The sequence below is a fragment of the Bradyrhizobium sp. genome (assembly GCF_035652035.1).
GTDB lineage: Bacteria > Pseudomonadota > Alphaproteobacteria > Rhizobiales > Xanthobacteraceae > Bradyrhizobium.
In genome coordinates, this window is record NZ_DASREO010000097.1 from 1 (window position 1) to 15,774 (window position 15,774).

Consider the following 15,774-nt stretch of genomic DNA (forward strand, 5'->3'; position numbering starts at 1 on the left):
TCGAGATAGCGGCCGAGCGCATCGGCATCGATTGACGATGCATCGCGCTTGCCTTCCGCCACTTCGACAGCGAGGCGCTGCGCGGCGCGGGCGATTTCCTGCCGCGATCCATAATTGAACGCGACGATCAGATGCATGCGATCATTGCCGCGCGTCAGATCCTCGGCCTCCTTGAGAAGCGCGCAAATATCCGGCTCAAGGCCCTCGCGCTCGCCGACCACGCGGACGCGGACGCCGTCGCGATGCAACGTCGCGAGGTCATTGCGAATAAATCGCCGCAACAACCCGAACAGGTCGCCGATTTCGGAAGCCGGCCGCGACCAGTTTTCCGAGCTGAAGGAGAAAATGGTCAGATAACGAATGCCGAGTTCGCCGGCGGCGCGGACGACATGACGCAAGGCCTCGACGCCGCGGCGATGACCTTCCACGCGGGGAAGGCCGCGCGCCGCGGCCCATCGTCCGTTGCCATCCATGATGATCGCAACGTGCAAGGGAGCGCCCCCTCGATCCGGTCCTTCTGTCACGGGCGCTGCGGCATTCGACATCAATCAATCCCTCAAGGCGCGACTTCTAACATGAATGTTTTGGCCGATCGCACCCGAACAAAAGGCTAAACGGTAAGGATTTCTTTTTCCTTTGCCGCCAGCAGCTGATCGATTTCCGAGACCGTGCTGTCGGTCGCCTTCTGCACCTCGTTTGCATGGCGCTCCTGATCGTCTTCGGACATCTCGTGATTCTTTTCGAGCTTCTTGAGCACGTCGAGACCGTCGCGCCGCACGTGCCTGACCGCGACCTTGGCGGCCTCCGCATATTTGTGAGCGACTTTGACCAGTTCCTTGCGGCGATCCTCGTTCAGTTCGGGAATCCGCAAGCGAAGCACCTGCCCCTCGGTTGCCGGACTGAGTCCGAGATTGGAATCGACGATCGCCTTTTCCACCGCCTTGACCATCGATTTGTCCCACACCTGCACCGACAACAGGCGCGGCTCGGGCACGCTGATGGTCGCCAGCTGATTGAGCGGCATGTGCGAGCCATAAGCCTCGACCTGGACCGGTTCCAGCATGGAGGCGGCGGCGCGCCCCGTTCGCAGGCCGCCGAGTTCGTGCTTGAGCGATTGCGTGGCGCCCTGCATGCGGCGCTTCAGTTCATTGATGTCAAAATTACCGGCGGACATGACGCTCTCCTCCTGAATACGATTGCCGTGGCGCTGGGCCTGCCTGTTTTGCGCTGCAAAACAACAAAGACGGCTAACCGGCGACGATCGTGCCGCGACCGGTACCACTCAGAATGGCGCCGATTGAACCCGGTTCGGCAATCGAAAACACGATGATAGGCAGCGACGTCTCCCGGGCAAGCGCAAATGCGGTCGCATCCATGACCTTATAACCGCCGCCGATGGCCTCCGAATGGGTCAGGCGATCAAATCGCTTGGCGGACGGGTCCTTTTTCGGATCGGCGCTGTAGACGCCATCGACGTTGGTGGCTTTCAGCACCGCCTCCGCGCCGATTTCGGCCGCGCGCAACACCGCGGTGGTGTCGGTCGTAAAAAACGGGTTTCCGGTTCCACCGCCGAGCAGGACGATACGTCCCTCGGCGAGGTACTTGTGCGTCGCACTGCGGGTGAAAAGCTCGGCAACCTGCGGCATGACATGCGCCGAGAGAGCGCGCGCCGGCGCGCCCTGGCGCTCGATCGCAGCCTCCAGCGCCAGGCAGTTCATCACGGTTGCCAGCATGCCCATGGTGTCGCCGGTTGGCCGCGAGACACCACGCGAGGATACGTCCACGCCGCGCACGAGGTTGCCGCCACCAACGACGACGGCAATTTCGACCCCGAGACCCTTGGCCGCGATCAGGTCTTTGGCAACACGGTCAATCGTCGGTTGGTCGAACCCCGACGGGTTCGCCCCGGCAAAATATTCGCCGGACAGTTTGATCACGACGCGACGATAGACCGGCCCTGCCATCTGCTAATCGCTTTCCCTATCCCGCCTAGAACTCCGATTCCGAAGTTCGCAAACTATCATGGCGACCTCCGATGCGAACTTCGGAATCAAAGGAGCTCTAGCAAGTCAATCACTTCTAGTGCGGCTTTGAATTTGAAGTTCCTGCGACGAGCTCGCTGTGAAACTGATTTGAACTTCAAATTCGCCGCACTAACAGCTCCCGGCGCAAACAGGCCGCAAGCACTATTCCCAGGCGGTTATTTCTGGCCGCTGGCGGCCGCAACTTCGGCCGCGAAGTCGGTTTCCTGCTTCTCGATTCCTTCACCGAGAGCATAGCGCAAAAATCCGGCAACCTTGACCGGGCCGCCGACCTTACCCTCAGCTTCCTTCAGCGCCTGGGCAACCGACTTGCCGCTGTCGTGAATGAAGGCCTGCTCGAGGAGGCAAACCTCCTTGTAGTAGGTCTTCAAGCCGGACTCGACGATCTTTTCGATCACGTTTTCCGGCTTGCCCTGCTGACGATATTTGTCCGCGAGCACGTCCTTCTCGCGCTTGACCGTCGCCGGATCGAGCCCGGCCGGCTCGATAGCAAGCGGGTTGGCGGCTGCGACATGCATCGCAAGCTGCTTGCCGAGCACGGCGAGTTCGTCGGTCTTGCCGGACGATTCCAGCGCGACGATCACACCCATCTTGCCGGCGCCTTCGACCACCGCATTGTGCACGTAGCTCGACACAACGCCCTTGGCGACTTCGAGCGAAGCGGCACGGCGCAGCGTCATGTTCTCGCCAATGGTGGCGATCGCATCCGAGATCGCCTGTTCGACCGTGACGGCGCCGACCTTGGCCGCCTTGATCTTTTCGACATCAGCGCCGACGTCGAGCGCAACCTGCGCGACCATCTTGACAAGGCCCTGGAAGTGCTCGTTGCGAGCGACGAAGTCGGTCTCCGAGTTGACCTCGACGACGACGCCCTTGGTGCCTTTGGTGACGGCTGCAATCAGCCCCTCGGCTGCGACGCGGCCTGCTTTCTTGGCAGCTTTCGACAGGCCCTTCTTGCGCAGCCAATCCTGCGCGGCCTGCATGTCGCCACCCGTCTCAGTCAGTGCCGCCTTGCAATCCATCATGCCCGCGCCGGTGGATTCGCGCAGGTCCTTCACCATCGCCGCCGAGATTGTCGCCATGTCGCTATCGTCCTTTGCCTGTGACGGCGGTGGCAGTCGGATCGACCTCCGCTACCTACCGTCACCGATGCCGTAAACTGGAATATGCCTGTCATGCCGGCCGGTTTTTCCGGCCGGCATCTTGTTATTCCGCTTCAGCGGTCAGGGCCTTGGCCTGGGAAACCCAAGCGTCGGCACGGGCCGGAAGACCGACCTCTTCGCCGATCTTGTGGGCCGTATCGTGATCGAGCTCGGCAAGCTGCCAGTAGTGGAAGATGCCGAGATCGTTCAGCTTCTTCTCGATGGTGCCGGACACGCCGGTGAGCTTCTTGAGATTGTCCGGCGCGCCGCGCGGACCGGCCAGGCCCTGGAAACCAGCCGGCGCAGCAGCCGGAGTTTCCTCACGTGCCGGATGAGCCGAAGCGCCGATATCGATGCCGGCATCGCCCTGTGCACGGGAAATGCCGTCGATCGCCGCGCGTGCCACCAGATCGCAATAGAGCGAGATCGCACGCCCAGCGTCGTCGTTGCCGGGCACGACATAGGTGATGCCCTTCGGATCGGAATTGGTATCGACGATCGCCGCCACCGGAATGTTCAGCCGCTGGGCTTCCTGGATCGCGATGTCTTCCTTGTTGGTGTCGATCACGAAGATCATGTCCGGCAGGCCGCCCATGTCCTTGATGCCGCCGAGCGAGCGGTCGAGCTTGTCGCGCTCGCGCTGCAACGTCAGCCGCTCCTTCTTGGTGTAGGCGTTGGCATCGCCGGAATTGAGCACCTCGTCGAGGTGCCGCAGGCGCTTGATCGAGGCGGAAATCGTCTTCCAGTTGGTCAGCGTGCCGCCGAGCCAGCGCGAGTTGACGAAATACTGCGCCGAACGCTTCGCAGCCTCGGCAACACCGTCCTGGGCCTGCCGCTTGGTGCCGACGAACAGGATGCGGCCGCCCTTGGCGACGGTGTCGCTCACGGCCTGCAACGCGCGATGCATCATCGGCACGGTCTGCGCGAGGTCGATGATGTGGATGTTGTTGCGCGCACCAAAAATGTAGTCGGCCATTTTCGGATTCCAGCGGTGCGACTGGTGGCCAAAGTGGACGCCAGCCTCAAGCAGCTGACGCATAGAAAAATCGGGTAGTGCCATGACTTAAGTTCTCCGGTTGGTTCCTCCGGAAACGTGTGAGCAGGCGAGCCTAATGGCCCGGCTGCCACCGGACGGCCTTGTGAGCCATGTTTCCGTGTGAGATGGCGCGCTATATAGCCGGATTTTCGCGAGAAGCAAGGAAATACGGGGCTTTTCGAACCCAAATCGGCGGCCAAACGGCCGGAAACCGCCCAATTGGCATTTCACCGCCTAAATCGGGCCGAAACCGCCCTTGGCGCCGTTCGTCAGCTCAAGAAGACCCCGGCTCGAGCTCAGCAAGCGCGGTTCTCGCCGTGGATTCGTCCAGCGGAATGAGCTGGGCCGGCCCCTGCCCCTCCTTGTCGGAGGTCGCCACGGTCGTCACCAGCATCCCCGCCAACCCCGCCACGACAGCGCCGCCGGTCACCGCATCGTGCCGCTCGCTCGACCGCACGAGGAAATAGTAGGTGCGGCCGGGAGCCGTCATGATCTCGCGTCTGGTCTCACCCGGAAACAGAGCCTCGGTAGCAACCAGCTGATGCCGGCCCGCCGGACGGTCAGCGTAGACGTAGGTGCCGACGATCACCTTCCCGATCGGATTTCCATCGATTGCGATTTGGCAGGCACAAAGCGCCATACTAAGCCCCTGGCGCTTCTCCTGAAACACCACGACCCGCGATTGCCCTGCGCGCGGCGGTCCCACCTTCTGGGCGACGGACATATAGTCGGTGCCAACGCCATCGCTCACACAGCCCGACAGGAGCACCGTTCCTGCCAACATCACCGCACGTCTCAACATCACGCCCCCGAAACATCACCCCCTAGCAAATAAGCAGATGCTCCTTCTGGTTGCAACCGCTTCGAGCACACCGTGGACCCCGCGCAACTACGGAGCAGGCTGTAAGGTCAAAAATCAGCGCGTCGTTTCGCTCGGCTTGATTTGACGGCGGTCCGCATCGAGATCGGCCCTGAGGCCGGCAACGTTTTTGAAAAAGACGTCCGGCGTGCGCAGCGGCACGGTGCGAAACTCCGGCGGCAGCATGAGGCGGGCCGTGGTTTGCCGCCCAATGTCGGAGAAGGCCTCGGAGCGCTGCAGCGTCTGCGCGCCGATCGCGAGAACGAGAACGACCACCACGATGGTGGCCTTCAGCCAGGCCCCCCGCGCACTGATGGCGCGCAAATGCAGGAAGCATGCGGCAGCCAGGATCGTCCATGTCGCCGCATACTCGTAGTCGCCCGGCACCGGCAAGGTCAGTCCGAAGGCGGCGTATTTGGCAAACTCGTTGTAGAGCAGCGAAACCAGCACGGCCACGAGCGCGATCATGAGGTTGCGCAGAAACTGCGAGCGCCCGGCAAGCAACCGTGAGACCAGCGCCCAGATGCCGACCCAGACCAGCAGCACGCCGGCCATCGTCAGCATTGGCGTCATGTAATTCGACAACCGCGGCTCGCCCGTCTGGGCGAGCCAGACCCGCAGCACGATGAATGCAAACACGATCACCGTCATGGCGGCGACCATGACCGTCGACAGCGCGCCGCGCTCTGCGATCACCTTGCGTTCGGGCTCGACGGCATGATCGCGGTCGCGAACTCGCAGCAGCGTCTGGCCAATCCGGAACGGCGCATCCCCGTCGATCGCAAGGCGCGTGAGCGGACCTTTGCCGCCGTCGAGGAAAATGCCGTTGGCGGTCCCTAGGTCCTCTGCGGTCAATTGTCCCGCCTCGTCGCGCGATATACGCAGATGACGGGCGGCGACATAGGGGTCGTCGATGATGACATCGTTGTCATAGCCGCGGCCGATGCTGGCCGCCTCGCCAGCAATCCGGGTTCGGCTGACGACGTCGCGATGACGAGAGAGAATTTCGACCCAGATCATTTGTTCACCCGAACCGCGTCGAGGAACCGCCGGCCGATGTCCATCGCATCGTCGTAGGCGACGGCCTGCATGCTCAGCCGCGAGACCAGCGCCTCGTTGCCGTCGTCCTGGGTGACGGCGACCAGCGCCACGTCGTAGAGGCCGTCGAACTCGCGATAGGCTTGGGCGCACCACATCACCCGCAGCGCCGGACGATCCGGCGCCGCAGCGCTGCCAACGAAATCCTCACGGCAGCGCTCCGGCGTGTACCATTTCCGGTAAGGCCCACCACCCACCAGACTGGGTTGGCTGAGTCGGGCGAGATAAGTTGCAAACTGAAACTCGTTGAGCTCGGTAGAACTGACATATGAGTGCTTGGTCTGAATTGACCCGGTGTTCAGGTCGGAAGCAACGAACAGGCTGGTCTCGCTGGCACAGCTCGTTGACTTCTCGGCAAAGCGCGGCTTGGGCGCGACGCCGGAATTGGTCTGCGACCAGCAATTGAACCACGGCGCGTCCGTCTCCGGTCCCCGGTACGGACCGAGCGCAACCGAACGGAATCCCCGTTCTCGGAGGGATTTGTAGAGCGCCGTGCGCTCATCGGTGATTTGCCGACCGATCTCGGCGCGGAAATCCGGCGTTACCTTCTGATCGCGGACCCGCGCGAGCAGCGCTTCGGCGAACCGCGCAGGCACGAGAAAGCTGATGAGCTGTCCGCCGCGGCGCGTCGCGACATTGACGCCGACGACCGCGCCGTCGACGGTGACCGCAGGCCCGCCACTCATTCCGGGATTGAGCGCGCCGGTGAAATGGATGCGATCGATGTAGCTGTGTTCGACCAGACCGTTATAGGTCCCCTCGACGATCGTGAACCCGAGCTCGAGCGGATTGCCCATGGCGTAGAGCCGCTCGCCCTTCGACACCTCGCCGCGGATCGCCGCGGGATCGAACGCGAAGAACGGCGCATCGTGCTTGTCGATCCGCACGATCGCGAGGTCGTTGGGAAGATCGACGCCGAGGAGATGCACTTCGCCATGCGTGCCGTCCGCCGCGGTGTATTCGAGGCGGTAGGTGTTCGGCTCAAGCACGACCTGGGAGACGACGTGATAGTTGGTGACGGCAAGGCCGTCGGCGGAGACGAGGAATGCGGAGCCGTTGGAGGTCTGCTGGCCGGCACCCGTCACCAGCGTGCGAATTTGCAACAGCCGTGGCGGCGCGCTGGCATAGACCGCTTCCGCGCCCGGAATCTGACCGGGCGCCGCATCCGCAGCAGCGCAGCCAAGCGCTGCTGATATCAAGAACCAGAGCACGCGCATCGGGATTGCAAACCAAGCCGTCACAACGTCACCGCAATCCATTCAGGCTGAATAGCGCCCATTGCTGTCTGCTGGCAGCCGTTTAGCCAAAACACCGTTTGGTTGCAACAATCCGGCCCGAGCGCCGCGCCGAGCCAGCGAGAAGGAAACGAATGGCGGCGCGAAACGCTCCCTTTTCGATCGCTTACGCGACCATATCGACCTTGCCGTCCTTCAGCCGGTAGATGCCGCCAACCACCTTGAGTTTGTTCTGTTCGACTGCCGCGCTGAGGATGGGCGTCGCCGCTTTCAGCTTGGCGACATTGTCCAGGACGTTCTGACGGATCGCATTGTCGAGCACATTCCCCGCCTGGCCTGTAACCGCCTTGACCGATGGGCTGAGGCCGGTCACCAGCGAGGGCATGTGGCCCGGCAGTGGCTTGTCGTCCTTGAGAGATTTGATGGTTGCATCCACCGCGCCGCAGGCATCGTGGCCGAGGACGAGGATCAGCGGCGCCGCCAGGATCGCGACGGCGTATTCGAGGCTCGCCACGGTTTCCTCGGTGGCAAAATTGCCGGCGACGCGGCAGACGAAGAGATCGCCCCTCCCGCTGTCGAAGGCGTATTCGGGGGCGATGCGCGAGTCGGCGCAGCTCAGGATCGCGGCGTAGGGATTCTGGCCGCCCGCAAGCGCTTCGCGCTCATGTCTGAAATCGTGGCGCCGTGCGATGCCTTCAACATAGCGGTGATTGCCTTCCATCAGACGCTTCAAGGACGCATCCGGCGAGATCACGTTTTCGGGCTTGGGCGGCGCCTTGGTTTCCTTGGCGTCAGTGGCGCTGGCCCAGAACAAACCCGCGGCCGCAGCACCCAGCAGTAAATTTCGTCGCGTCGGCGCGAACGAATGATACGAGTCCTTCCGGCACATCTGGCACATCGAAAAGCTCCGTCGTTTGTCTGCCCAGCTTCCGATTTTCCGATATCTCTGGGAAGCCTCCTTGATACTCTCTTGCCTAGAGCGTCTCCACCATTTCCACGCCGGCGACCGCCTTGATGGCGCCGGCAATCTGCGGCGACACCTGGAAACGGCCTTCCAGCTTGAACTCGATCTCGGTTTGCATATCGAGCCGCAGCACCAGCGCGATATCGCCGCTGCCCGACTGACCGGCCGGCGGCGAAAGCCGCCGCGCGATCGACTCCAGCGGTTTGGTATCGCGCAGGAAAATGCGCAGACCTTTTTGGGTCTTTGCGGCGGCAGCATCGAGCGCTTCGGCATGCAGCACACGCGCGCGCACGTCCTCGCCCTGCAATTCCGCTCCCAGTTGCAGAAGCACGGCTGCGCCTGGCTCCAGAATATCCCGGTACTGAGCGAGGCCTTCGGAGAACAACACCGCCTCGAAATGACCGGTCGGGTCCGACAGCCCAATGATGCCCATCTTGTTGCCGGTCTTGGTGCGCCGTTCCATGCGCGAGACCACCGTCGCGGCGACCTTGCCGGCGGTCGCGCCCGTCTTCACCGCGCGCGAGAACTCAGCCCAGGATTGTACGCGCAGCCGCTTGAGCACCGTCGCGTAGTCGTCGAGCGGATGGCCTGACAGGAAGAAGCCGATCGCATCATATTCGCGACGCAGCCGCTCGGCCGGCAGCCATGGCTCGACCTGCGGCAGTATGATCGTTGGCGCATCGGCCGCCCCGCCAAACATGTCGTTCTGGCCAGAGGTTGCGGCTTCATGGCTGCGCTGGCAGGCGGCGAGGATCGCATCGGCGCCGGCAAAGACCCGCGCGCGGTTCGGCTCGAGCGTGTCGAACGCACCGGCGGCGGCAAGGCTCTCGATGATGCGCTTGTTGATCGCGCGCGGGTTCACGCGGGAGGCAAAATCCGCAAGCGACGTGAATTGCCCGTCGCGGCGCGCTTCGATGATCAGTTCGACGGCCTGCTGGCCGACGCCCTTGAGCGCCGCAAGCGCATAAAAGATCGTGCCGTTTGCGACCTCGAACACGGCGCCGGAGCGGTTGATATTCGGGGCCTCGACCTTGATGCCGAGCCGCTGCGCCTCGGCGCGAAATTCGGAGAGCTTGTCAGTGTTGTTGAGATCGAGCGTCATCGACGCTGCGATGAATTCGACTGGATAATGCGCCTTCATATAGGCGGTGTGATACGAGACGAGCGCGTAGGCCGCCGCGTGGCTCTTGTTGAAGCCGTAGTCGGCAAATTTCGCGAGCAATTCGAAGATCGTTTCCGCCTGCCCTTTCGGCACGCCGGTCTTGACCGAACCGGCGACAAAGACCGCGCGTTGCTTCTCCATCTCGGCGCGGATCTTCTTGCCCATCGCGCGGCGCAGCAGGTCGGCGTCGCCGAGCGAATAGCCGGCCATCACCTGCGCGATCTGCATCACCTGTTCCTGGTAGATGATGACGCCGAACGTTTCTTTCAGGATCGGCTCGAGCAGCGGATGCAGATATTCCGGCTCCTCGTCGCCATGCTTGCGCGCGCAATAGGTCGGGATGTTCGCCATCGGGCCGGGGCGATAAAGCGCGACCAGCGCGATGATGTCCTCGAAACGGTCCGGCCGCATGTCGACGAGCGCCCGCCGCATGCCCTGACTTTCCACCTGGAACACGCCGACCACGTCGCCACGCGCCAGCATCTGGTAACTCGGCGCGTCATCGAGCGGCAGCGTCGGCAGGTCGACTTCGACGTTGCGCTGCTTGAGCAGTTTGACGGCGACGTCGAGCACGGTGAGCGTCTTCAAACCCAGAAAGTCGAATTTGACGAGGCCCGCGGGTTCGACCCACTTCATGTTGAACTGGGTGACCGGCATGTCGGATTTCGGATCGCGGTAGAGCGGCACGAGTTCGCTGAGCGGACGATCGCCGATCACGATGCCGGCGGCGTGGGTCGATGCATGCCGCGTCAGGCCTTCGAGGCGCTGGGCGATGTCGAAGGCGCGCGCAACCACCGGATCCTCGTCGCGGAACGCCTGGAGTTTTGGTTCACTTTCGATCGCGGCGGCCAGCGTAACGGGAGCGGCCGGGTTTTGCGGCACGAGCTTGGTCAGCTTGTCGACCTGCCCGTAGGGCATTTGCAGCACGCGCCCGACGTCGCGAAGCACGCCGCGCGCCTGAAGCGTTCCGAAGGTGATGATCTGCGCGACCTGATCGCGGCCGTAGCGCTGCTGGACGTAGTTGATTACTTCGCCGCGGCGGTCCTGGCAGAAGTCGATGTCGAAGTCCGGCATCGAGACGCGTTCCGGATTGAGGAAGCGCTCGAACAGCAGCCCAAAGCGGATCGGATCGAGATCGGTGATGGTGAGTGCATAGGCGACCAGCGAGCCGGCGCCGGAGCCGCGGCCAGGGCCAACCGGAATGCCGTGCGCCTTGGCCCATTTAATGAAGTCGGCAACGATCAGGAAATAGCCCGCATAGTTCATGCGGGTGATGACGTCGAGTTCGAAGGCAAGCCGCGCGCGGTAGTCCTCGTCGGAGCTGCCTTGCGACATGCCGTGAACGGAAAGCCGGCGCGACAGCCCCTCCTCGGCCTGGCGGCGCAACTCGGCGGCCTCCTCCTTGGCCGCATCGTCGGCATGGGAGCCGGCGCCAACCGTGAAGCGCGGCAAAATCGGCTTGCGCGTTTTGGGACGAAACGCGCAGCGTTCGGCGATCTCGATCGTCGAGCTCAGCGCTTCCGGTATGTCGGCGAACAGCACCGCCATTTCCGCGCGCGTCTTGAAACGATGATCTGGCGTGAGCTGCTCGCGCTCGGTTTCGGCGATCAGTCGTCCGCCGGCGATACAGAGCAGCGCATCGTGCGCCTCGTAGTCGTCCGACGTCGCGAAGTACGGCTCGTTGGTTGCGACCAGTGGCAGGCCCTTCGCATAGGCAAGGTCGATCAACCCGGCTTCGATGCGACGTTCCTTGTCGATGCTATGCCGCTGCAATTCGACATAGAGCCGATCGCCAAACAAGCTCGCAAGACGCTCGCAGCGCGAGGTCGCGAGCGCGGCTTGATCGGCGGCGAAGGCCAGCGAGATCGGACCGTCCGGACCACCTGTGAGCACGATCAAGTCTTCGGCTTGTCGCTCCAGCCAATCGAACTTGATGTGTGGCGTCTGGTGAACCGGCGTCTCCAGAAACGCCCGGGAATTGAGGTTCATCAGGCTGCGGTAGCCGCGCTCACGCGCCGCGAGCAGCACGATCCGGCTTGGCGCCGCCGCCAGCGCGTTGCGGGCGTTCGGATCCTGGTCGCCGAAGTCGACGGCAAGCTCGCAGCCCACGATTGGCTGGATGCCGTAGCCCGCCATCTTGTCGGAGAATTCCAGCGCCCCGAACATGTTGTCGGTGTCGGTGAGCGCCAGTGCCGGCTGGCGATCGGCCTTGGCCAGCTCGCCCAGCCGCGCGATCTTGATCGAGCCCTTCAGCAGCGAATAGGCAGAATGGACGTGGAGATGGACGAATCCAGGATTGGAGGATGGCGCCACGGGCTTTGACATATCGCTATTGGCACTTCACGGGCTTTGAGAGGGAAAGCGCGGCGCTCGGTCAGCGACTCGCGTCTGCCTCATGGTGAAGGCTTGCAGCAGCCAAGTCCACGGCTCTGGCCAGCCCGCCCACCGCTGTCAGGCTTTTCCCCAGGGGGACGCGGCTCGATCGCCCGGCATCGCTGGAAAGGCGCGCCAAAGCCTACAATTGGGGAATCAATTGCGCCCATACCGCGATCATCCCGACGAACAGCCCGATCGATGCCAGCGCCGCTGCTTCCTCAACAAAAACCCTCAACATGACAGCCTCCCTTCACCAGAACGTAAAGAGAACATAGTTCCTCTTTTGTTCTATGGCAAGCGGCGTGTCGCCGGGCAGTCCGGAAACAGGGATCGTTGGTTAATCGGGCTCCGGGGCAGTGCCCGCCACAAACAAAAACCCCGGCCAATCGGGCCGGGGTTTTCGGAAGTATCGGGAGGATAGAACTCAGTAACGCGCGACGACCGGTCCGCCGAACTTGTAGTTCACGCGAGCCGTGAAGAGGTCGACGTCTTCCTTGATGTGGTCGGCGATGAAGCCAGCGTTCGAGACGACGTCGTTATTGCCCATGAACAGGTGATCGTACTCGAGGCCGAACGACCAGCTCGGAGCAAAGGCATATTCGAAGCCGACACCGACCGCGGCACCCCAGCGGGTTTCGTTGGCCGTATCGATCCCTCCGCCGACACCTGTCGTAATGGAGGTGTACTTGTTGTCGGTAACCGCGGCGCCGCCCTTCACGTAGAACAATGCGCGGTCCCAGGCATAGCCAATCTGGCCAGTGAACAGGCCGAAGGAATCGACCTTGGTTGAATTGGTTGTGTTGAGGAATTGCAGGCTGGAGTTGCTGCCCGTGAAGTCTGCCCAGTTGCCCTGCGCTTCCAGGCCGAACACCCAGGACGCCATCTGCCAGCGATAGCCGATCTGGCCACCGACCGTGCCGCCAGAAAGATTGTGGCTTCCTTCATCACCGAAGCCGTCAGCATTCCAATCAACGCGGCCGGTCGCGCCACCGCCGTTGATACCGACGTAGAAACCGCTCCAGTCATAGGCGGCTTGAACGATCGCCGGCGCCTTTGTGTAAGTCGCAGGCGCTTGAGCGGGAAGGTCCGCGGCGACCGCCGGTGCAGCGGCGCCAACCGCGATCGCTGCCGCCGCGAGAATGGTTGCTCTTTTCATTTCCGATATCCCTGCTTTCGAAGCTGTCTGTGCCCCAGTGCCCCTGTACCGACTCTTAGCAGCGTTCCGTCGAAATGCTGTAACTCGGACGCCACATCTGAGCGGAAATCCACATTACAAAAGTTTTAGAAACCCTTGTTCCACAAGGGTTTCTCGAAACATTTGGTTACAAATAAGCGCCACATTTTCGCCCAAGAATCCGCGCGCCCCGGTTCCGTAAAACCGAGGCGCGCAATCAAAACTTTCTTCGCGTGATTCGAAGCAGTCGGGCAGCTGCCCAGCCGCGATCGCTAGTTGGACCTGAGCGACGTTTCGAAGGTTTTTTCCGGCTGAACCGTCAGACGAATCGCAACATCGGTCGAACCATCGAACGTCTCGAGGACCTCGTTGCAGAGCAAGCAGCGATACTCGCCCTTGGCGCCACGCTGGGTCGTCAGCTCGATACGCCGATAGCCGGCATGACACACGGGACAGGTGAGATCTGATTTTTTCATGCGGAGATACTGTGGCTTGTGGGTCCCTCCCAGGATAATGCCCCGCGCCGAGGAAGCTTTCCAGCCCCCGGCCACATCACATTTCCTTCTTGGAACATTCATCCCGCGTGGGAACATCTTTGGAAGCGGTTTCGCCGCTGATCTGATGTCCTCAGTCGAGTTCGACGACCTCGCCGTTGACGAGCGACACGCGGCGGTCCATGCGGCCGGCCAGTTCCATGTTGTGGGTCGCGATCAGCATCGCCACCCGCGTTGCCTTGACGAGCTGCATCAAGGCCTGGAACACGTGATCGGCGGTATGCGGGTCCAGGTTGCCGGTGGGCTCGTCAGCCAGAAGCGCTCGCGGCGCATTGGCCACGGCGCGGGCAATCGCCACCCGCTGCTGCTCGCCGCCGGACAGTTCCGCCGGCCGATGTTTGATCCGGTCGCCGAGCCCGAGATAGGACAGAATCTCCGTCGCGCGCTTGACGGTCTCGGATCGCTTCAAGCCGCGGATCATCTGCGGCAGCATGACGTTTTCCAGCGCCGAAAACTCCGGCAGCAGCCGATGCGACTGATAGACAAAGCCGATTTCGGTGCGGCGAATCTGCGTCCGGTCGATATCGGGCAGACCTGAGGTCGGCGTTCCCCCGACATAGACCTCGCCATCGTCGGGCGTCTCAAGCAGGCCCGCAATGTGCAGCAGCGTCGATTTGCCGGTGCCCGAGGGCGCCACCAGCGCAACCGACTGGCCCGCCCACAGTGCGAGTTTGGCACCGTTGAGGATCACCAGCGGCGTTGCGCCTTGCATGTACTGTCGCTTGATCTCGTGGAGATAAACGACCGGTACCTCCTCAGCCCCCTCACCCATCTTGTCCCTCACTCGTACCGCAGCGCTTCGACAGGGTCGAGGCGGGCGGCACGCCAGGATGGATAGAGCGTAGCGAGGAACGACAAGGTCAGCGCCATGATCACGACGGCGCTGGTTTCACCGAAATCGACCTCGGCCGGCAACTTGGAAAGAAAATACAGCGTCGGGTCGAATATTTCGGTCGCGGTGACCCAGGACAGAAATTGCCGGATCGATTCGATGTTGAAGCAAATCAGCATGCCGACAAAAAAGCCGACAACGGTGCCGACCACGCCGATCGATGAGCCCGTAATCAGGAAGATTCGCATGATCGCACCTTGCGAGGCGCCCATGGTGCGCAGGATCGCGATGTCGCTGCCCTTGTCCTTCACCAGCATGATCAGGCCGGAGATGATGTTGAGCGCCGCGACCAAAACGATCAGGCTCAGGATCAGGAACATCACGTTGCGCTCGACCTGCAACGCATTGAAGAAGGTCGAGTTGCGCTGCCGCCAGTCGACCAGGAATACCGGCCGCCCGGCCGCCTCCGTCACGCTCTTGCGGAAGGCGTCAATTCTGTCGGGGTTGTTGGTGAAGACCTCGATCGCGGTCACGTCGTTGTTGCGGTTGAAGTAGGCCTGCGCCTCCGTCAGCGGCATGAACACGAATCCGGCGTCGTACTCCGACATGCCGATCTCGAAGACGGCCGTGATCCTGTAAGGCTTGATGCGCGGCGTCGTACCCATCGGGGTCACCGCACCGCGCGGCGCGACGAGCGTGATACTGTCGCCGGCATGCAGCGACAGCGTATCGGCGAGCCGGCGGCCGATCGCCACGCCCTGCCCTTCGTCAAATCCTTCCAGCGTGCCTTGCTTGATGTTCTTGGAAATCGAGGTGAGGTTGTTGAGGTCGTCGGCGCGAATACCGCGAACCAGGACGCCCGAGGCGTTGAACGGCGAGGACGCCAACGCCTGCCCGTCCACGACCGGCGCGGCAAGGCGAATGCCCTGCACCTGATTGATGCGGTCGGCGACGTCCTTCCAGTCGGTCAAAGGCGATTCCAGCGGTTGCACCAGAAGATGGCCATTGAGGCCAAGGATCTTGTCGAGCAGTTCCTTGCGAAAGCCGTTCATCACGGCCATCACGATGATCAGCGTCGCCACGCCCAGCATGATGCCAAGGAACGAGAATCCAGCGATGACGGAGATGAAGCCTTCGCGGCGGCGCGCCCGCAAATAGCGTCCTGACAGCAGCCACTCAAAGGGCGCGAAAGGTCGGGTTTGAACTGGCTCGCTCATGGCTTTGTCCATGTCCGATTTTCACACGATTCGGGCCAAATGTGGCCACAACGGGCTAATTTCCCGTGCGGCCTGCGGTGGAT

The 15,774-nt window shown here is 62.4% G+C and carries 14 protein-coding genes; all 14 read right to left on the bottom strand.

The window, feature by feature from the left end:
• Window positions 1-545, bottom strand: a 545-nt coding sequence (gene uppS / locus VFB05_RS26120) for a polyprenyl diphosphate synthase (protein WP_325017797.1), incomplete at its 3' end; no start/stop codon positions are given.
• Window positions 546-610: 65 nt separating this feature from the next.
• Window positions 611-1,174, bottom strand: coding sequence for a ribosome recycling factor (frr, locus tag VFB05_RS26125; protein WP_325017799.1), 564 nt, complete (start codon window positions 1,172-1,174; stop codon window positions 611-613).
• Window positions 1,175-1,247: 73 nt separating this feature from the next.
• Entirely contained in the window at window positions 1,248-1,964 is a 717-nt protein-coding gene (pyrH, locus tag VFB05_RS26130; RefSeq protein WP_325017801.1) for a UMP kinase, read from the bottom strand.
• Between the two features lie 236 nt (window positions 1,965-2,200).
• Window positions 2,201-3,124: a translation elongation factor Ts gene (gene tsf / locus VFB05_RS26135; protein ID WP_325017804.1), complete on the bottom strand. Its 924-nt coding sequence runs from the start codon at window positions 3,122-3,124 to the stop codon at window positions 2,201-2,203.
• Window positions 3,125-3,248: 124 nt separating this feature from the next.
• Entirely contained in the window at window positions 3,249-4,244 is a 996-nt protein-coding gene (locus tag VFB05_RS26140; protein WP_325017806.1) for a 30S ribosomal protein S2, read from the bottom strand.
• Window positions 4,245-4,494: 250 nt separating this feature from the next.
• Window positions 4,495-5,022 (bottom strand): DUF2846 domain-containing protein, encoded by a 528-nt coding sequence (locus VFB05_RS26145; RefSeq protein WP_325017809.1) that lies wholly within the window; start codon window positions 5,020-5,022, stop codon window positions 4,495-4,497.
• Window positions 5,023-5,136: 114 nt separating this feature from the next.
• Entirely contained in the window at window positions 5,137-6,099 is a 963-nt protein-coding gene (locus tag VFB05_RS26150) for an FHA domain-containing protein (protein ID WP_325017811.1), read from the bottom strand.
• A complete protein-coding gene (locus VFB05_RS26155) occupies window positions 6,096-7,418 on the bottom strand; it encodes a serine protease (protein WP_325017813.1) in 1,323 nt (440 codons plus the stop codon). The genes VFB05_RS26150 and VFB05_RS26155 overlap by 4 nt, the downstream gene beginning before the upstream one ends.
• 160 nt (window positions 7,419-7,578) lie before the next feature.
• Window positions 7,579-8,310: a carbonic anhydrase gene (locus VFB05_RS26160; protein WP_325017815.1), complete on the bottom strand. Its 732-nt coding sequence runs from the start codon at window positions 8,308-8,310 to the stop codon at window positions 7,579-7,581.
• A 76-nt stretch (window positions 8,311-8,386) separates the two neighbouring features.
• Window positions 8,387-11,863 (bottom strand): DNA polymerase III subunit alpha, encoded by a 3,477-nt coding sequence (dnaE, locus tag VFB05_RS26165; RefSeq protein WP_325017818.1) that lies wholly within the window; start codon window positions 11,861-11,863, stop codon window positions 8,387-8,389.
• A gap of 475 nt (window positions 11,864-12,338) precedes the next feature.
• The gene (locus VFB05_RS26170) at window positions 12,339-13,070 is read right to left on the bottom strand and encodes an outer membrane protein (protein WP_325017820.1); all 732 of its coding nucleotides are present in this window, start codon (window positions 13,068-13,070) and stop codon (window positions 12,339-12,341) included.
• A 290-nt stretch (window positions 13,071-13,360) separates the two neighbouring features.
• Window positions 13,361-13,564, bottom strand: coding sequence for a hypothetical protein (locus tag VFB05_RS26175; protein ID WP_325017822.1), 204 nt, complete (start codon window positions 13,562-13,564; stop codon window positions 13,361-13,363).
• A 151-nt stretch (window positions 13,565-13,715) separates the two neighbouring features.
• The gene (locus VFB05_RS26180) at window positions 13,716-14,414 is read right to left on the bottom strand and encodes an ABC transporter ATP-binding protein (protein WP_325017824.1); all 699 of its coding nucleotides are present in this window, start codon (window positions 14,412-14,414) and stop codon (window positions 13,716-13,718) included.
• Window positions 14,415-14,422: 8 nt separating this feature from the next.
• A complete protein-coding gene (locus VFB05_RS26185) occupies window positions 14,423-15,703 on the bottom strand; it encodes a lipoprotein-releasing ABC transporter permease subunit (RefSeq protein ID WP_325017826.1) in 1,281 nt (426 codons plus the stop codon).
• Window positions 15,704-15,774 lie beyond the last annotated feature (71 nt).

Coding starts and splice junctions, on each gene's coding strand:
- frr (WP_325017799.1), bottom strand. CDS start 1,174: ATGTCCGCCGGTAATTTTGACATCAATGAACTGAAGCGCCGCATGCAG.
- pyrH (WP_325017801.1), bottom strand. CDS start 1,964: ATGGCAGGGCCGGTCTATCGTCGCGTCGTGATCAAACTGTCCGGCGAA.
- tsf (WP_325017804.1), bottom strand. CDS start 3,124: ATGGCGACAATCTCGGCGGCGATGGTGAAGGACCTGCGCGAATCCACC.
- VFB05_RS26140 (WP_325017806.1), bottom strand. CDS start 4,244: ATGGCACTACCCGATTTTTCTATGCGTCAGCTGCTTGAGGCTGGCGTC.
- VFB05_RS26145 (WP_325017809.1), bottom strand. CDS start 5,022: ATGTTGAGACGTGCGGTGATGTTGGCAGGAACGGTGCTCCTGTCGGGC.
- VFB05_RS26150 (WP_325017811.1), bottom strand. CDS start 6,099: ATGATCTGGGTCGAAATTCTCTCTCGTCATCGCGACGTCGTCAGCCGA.
- VFB05_RS26160 (WP_325017815.1), bottom strand. CDS start 8,310: ATGTGCCAGATGTGCCGGAAGGACTCGTATCATTCGTTCGCGCCGACG.
- dnaE (WP_325017818.1), bottom strand. CDS start 11,863: ATGTCAAAGCCCGTGGCGCCATCCTCCAATCCTGGATTCGTCCATCTC.
- VFB05_RS26170 (WP_325017820.1), bottom strand. CDS start 13,070: ATGAAAAGAGCAACCATTCTCGCGGCGGCAGCGATCGCGGTTGGCGCC.
- VFB05_RS26175 (WP_325017822.1), bottom strand. CDS start 13,564: ATGAAAAAATCAGATCTCACCTGTCCCGTGTGTCATGCCGGCTATCGG.
- VFB05_RS26180 (WP_325017824.1), bottom strand. CDS start 14,414: ATGGGTGAGGGGGCTGAGGAGGTACCGGTCGTTTATCTCCACGAGATC.
- VFB05_RS26185 (WP_325017826.1), bottom strand. CDS start 15,703: ATGGACAAAGCCATGAGCGAGCCAGTTCAAACCCGACCTTTCGCGCCC.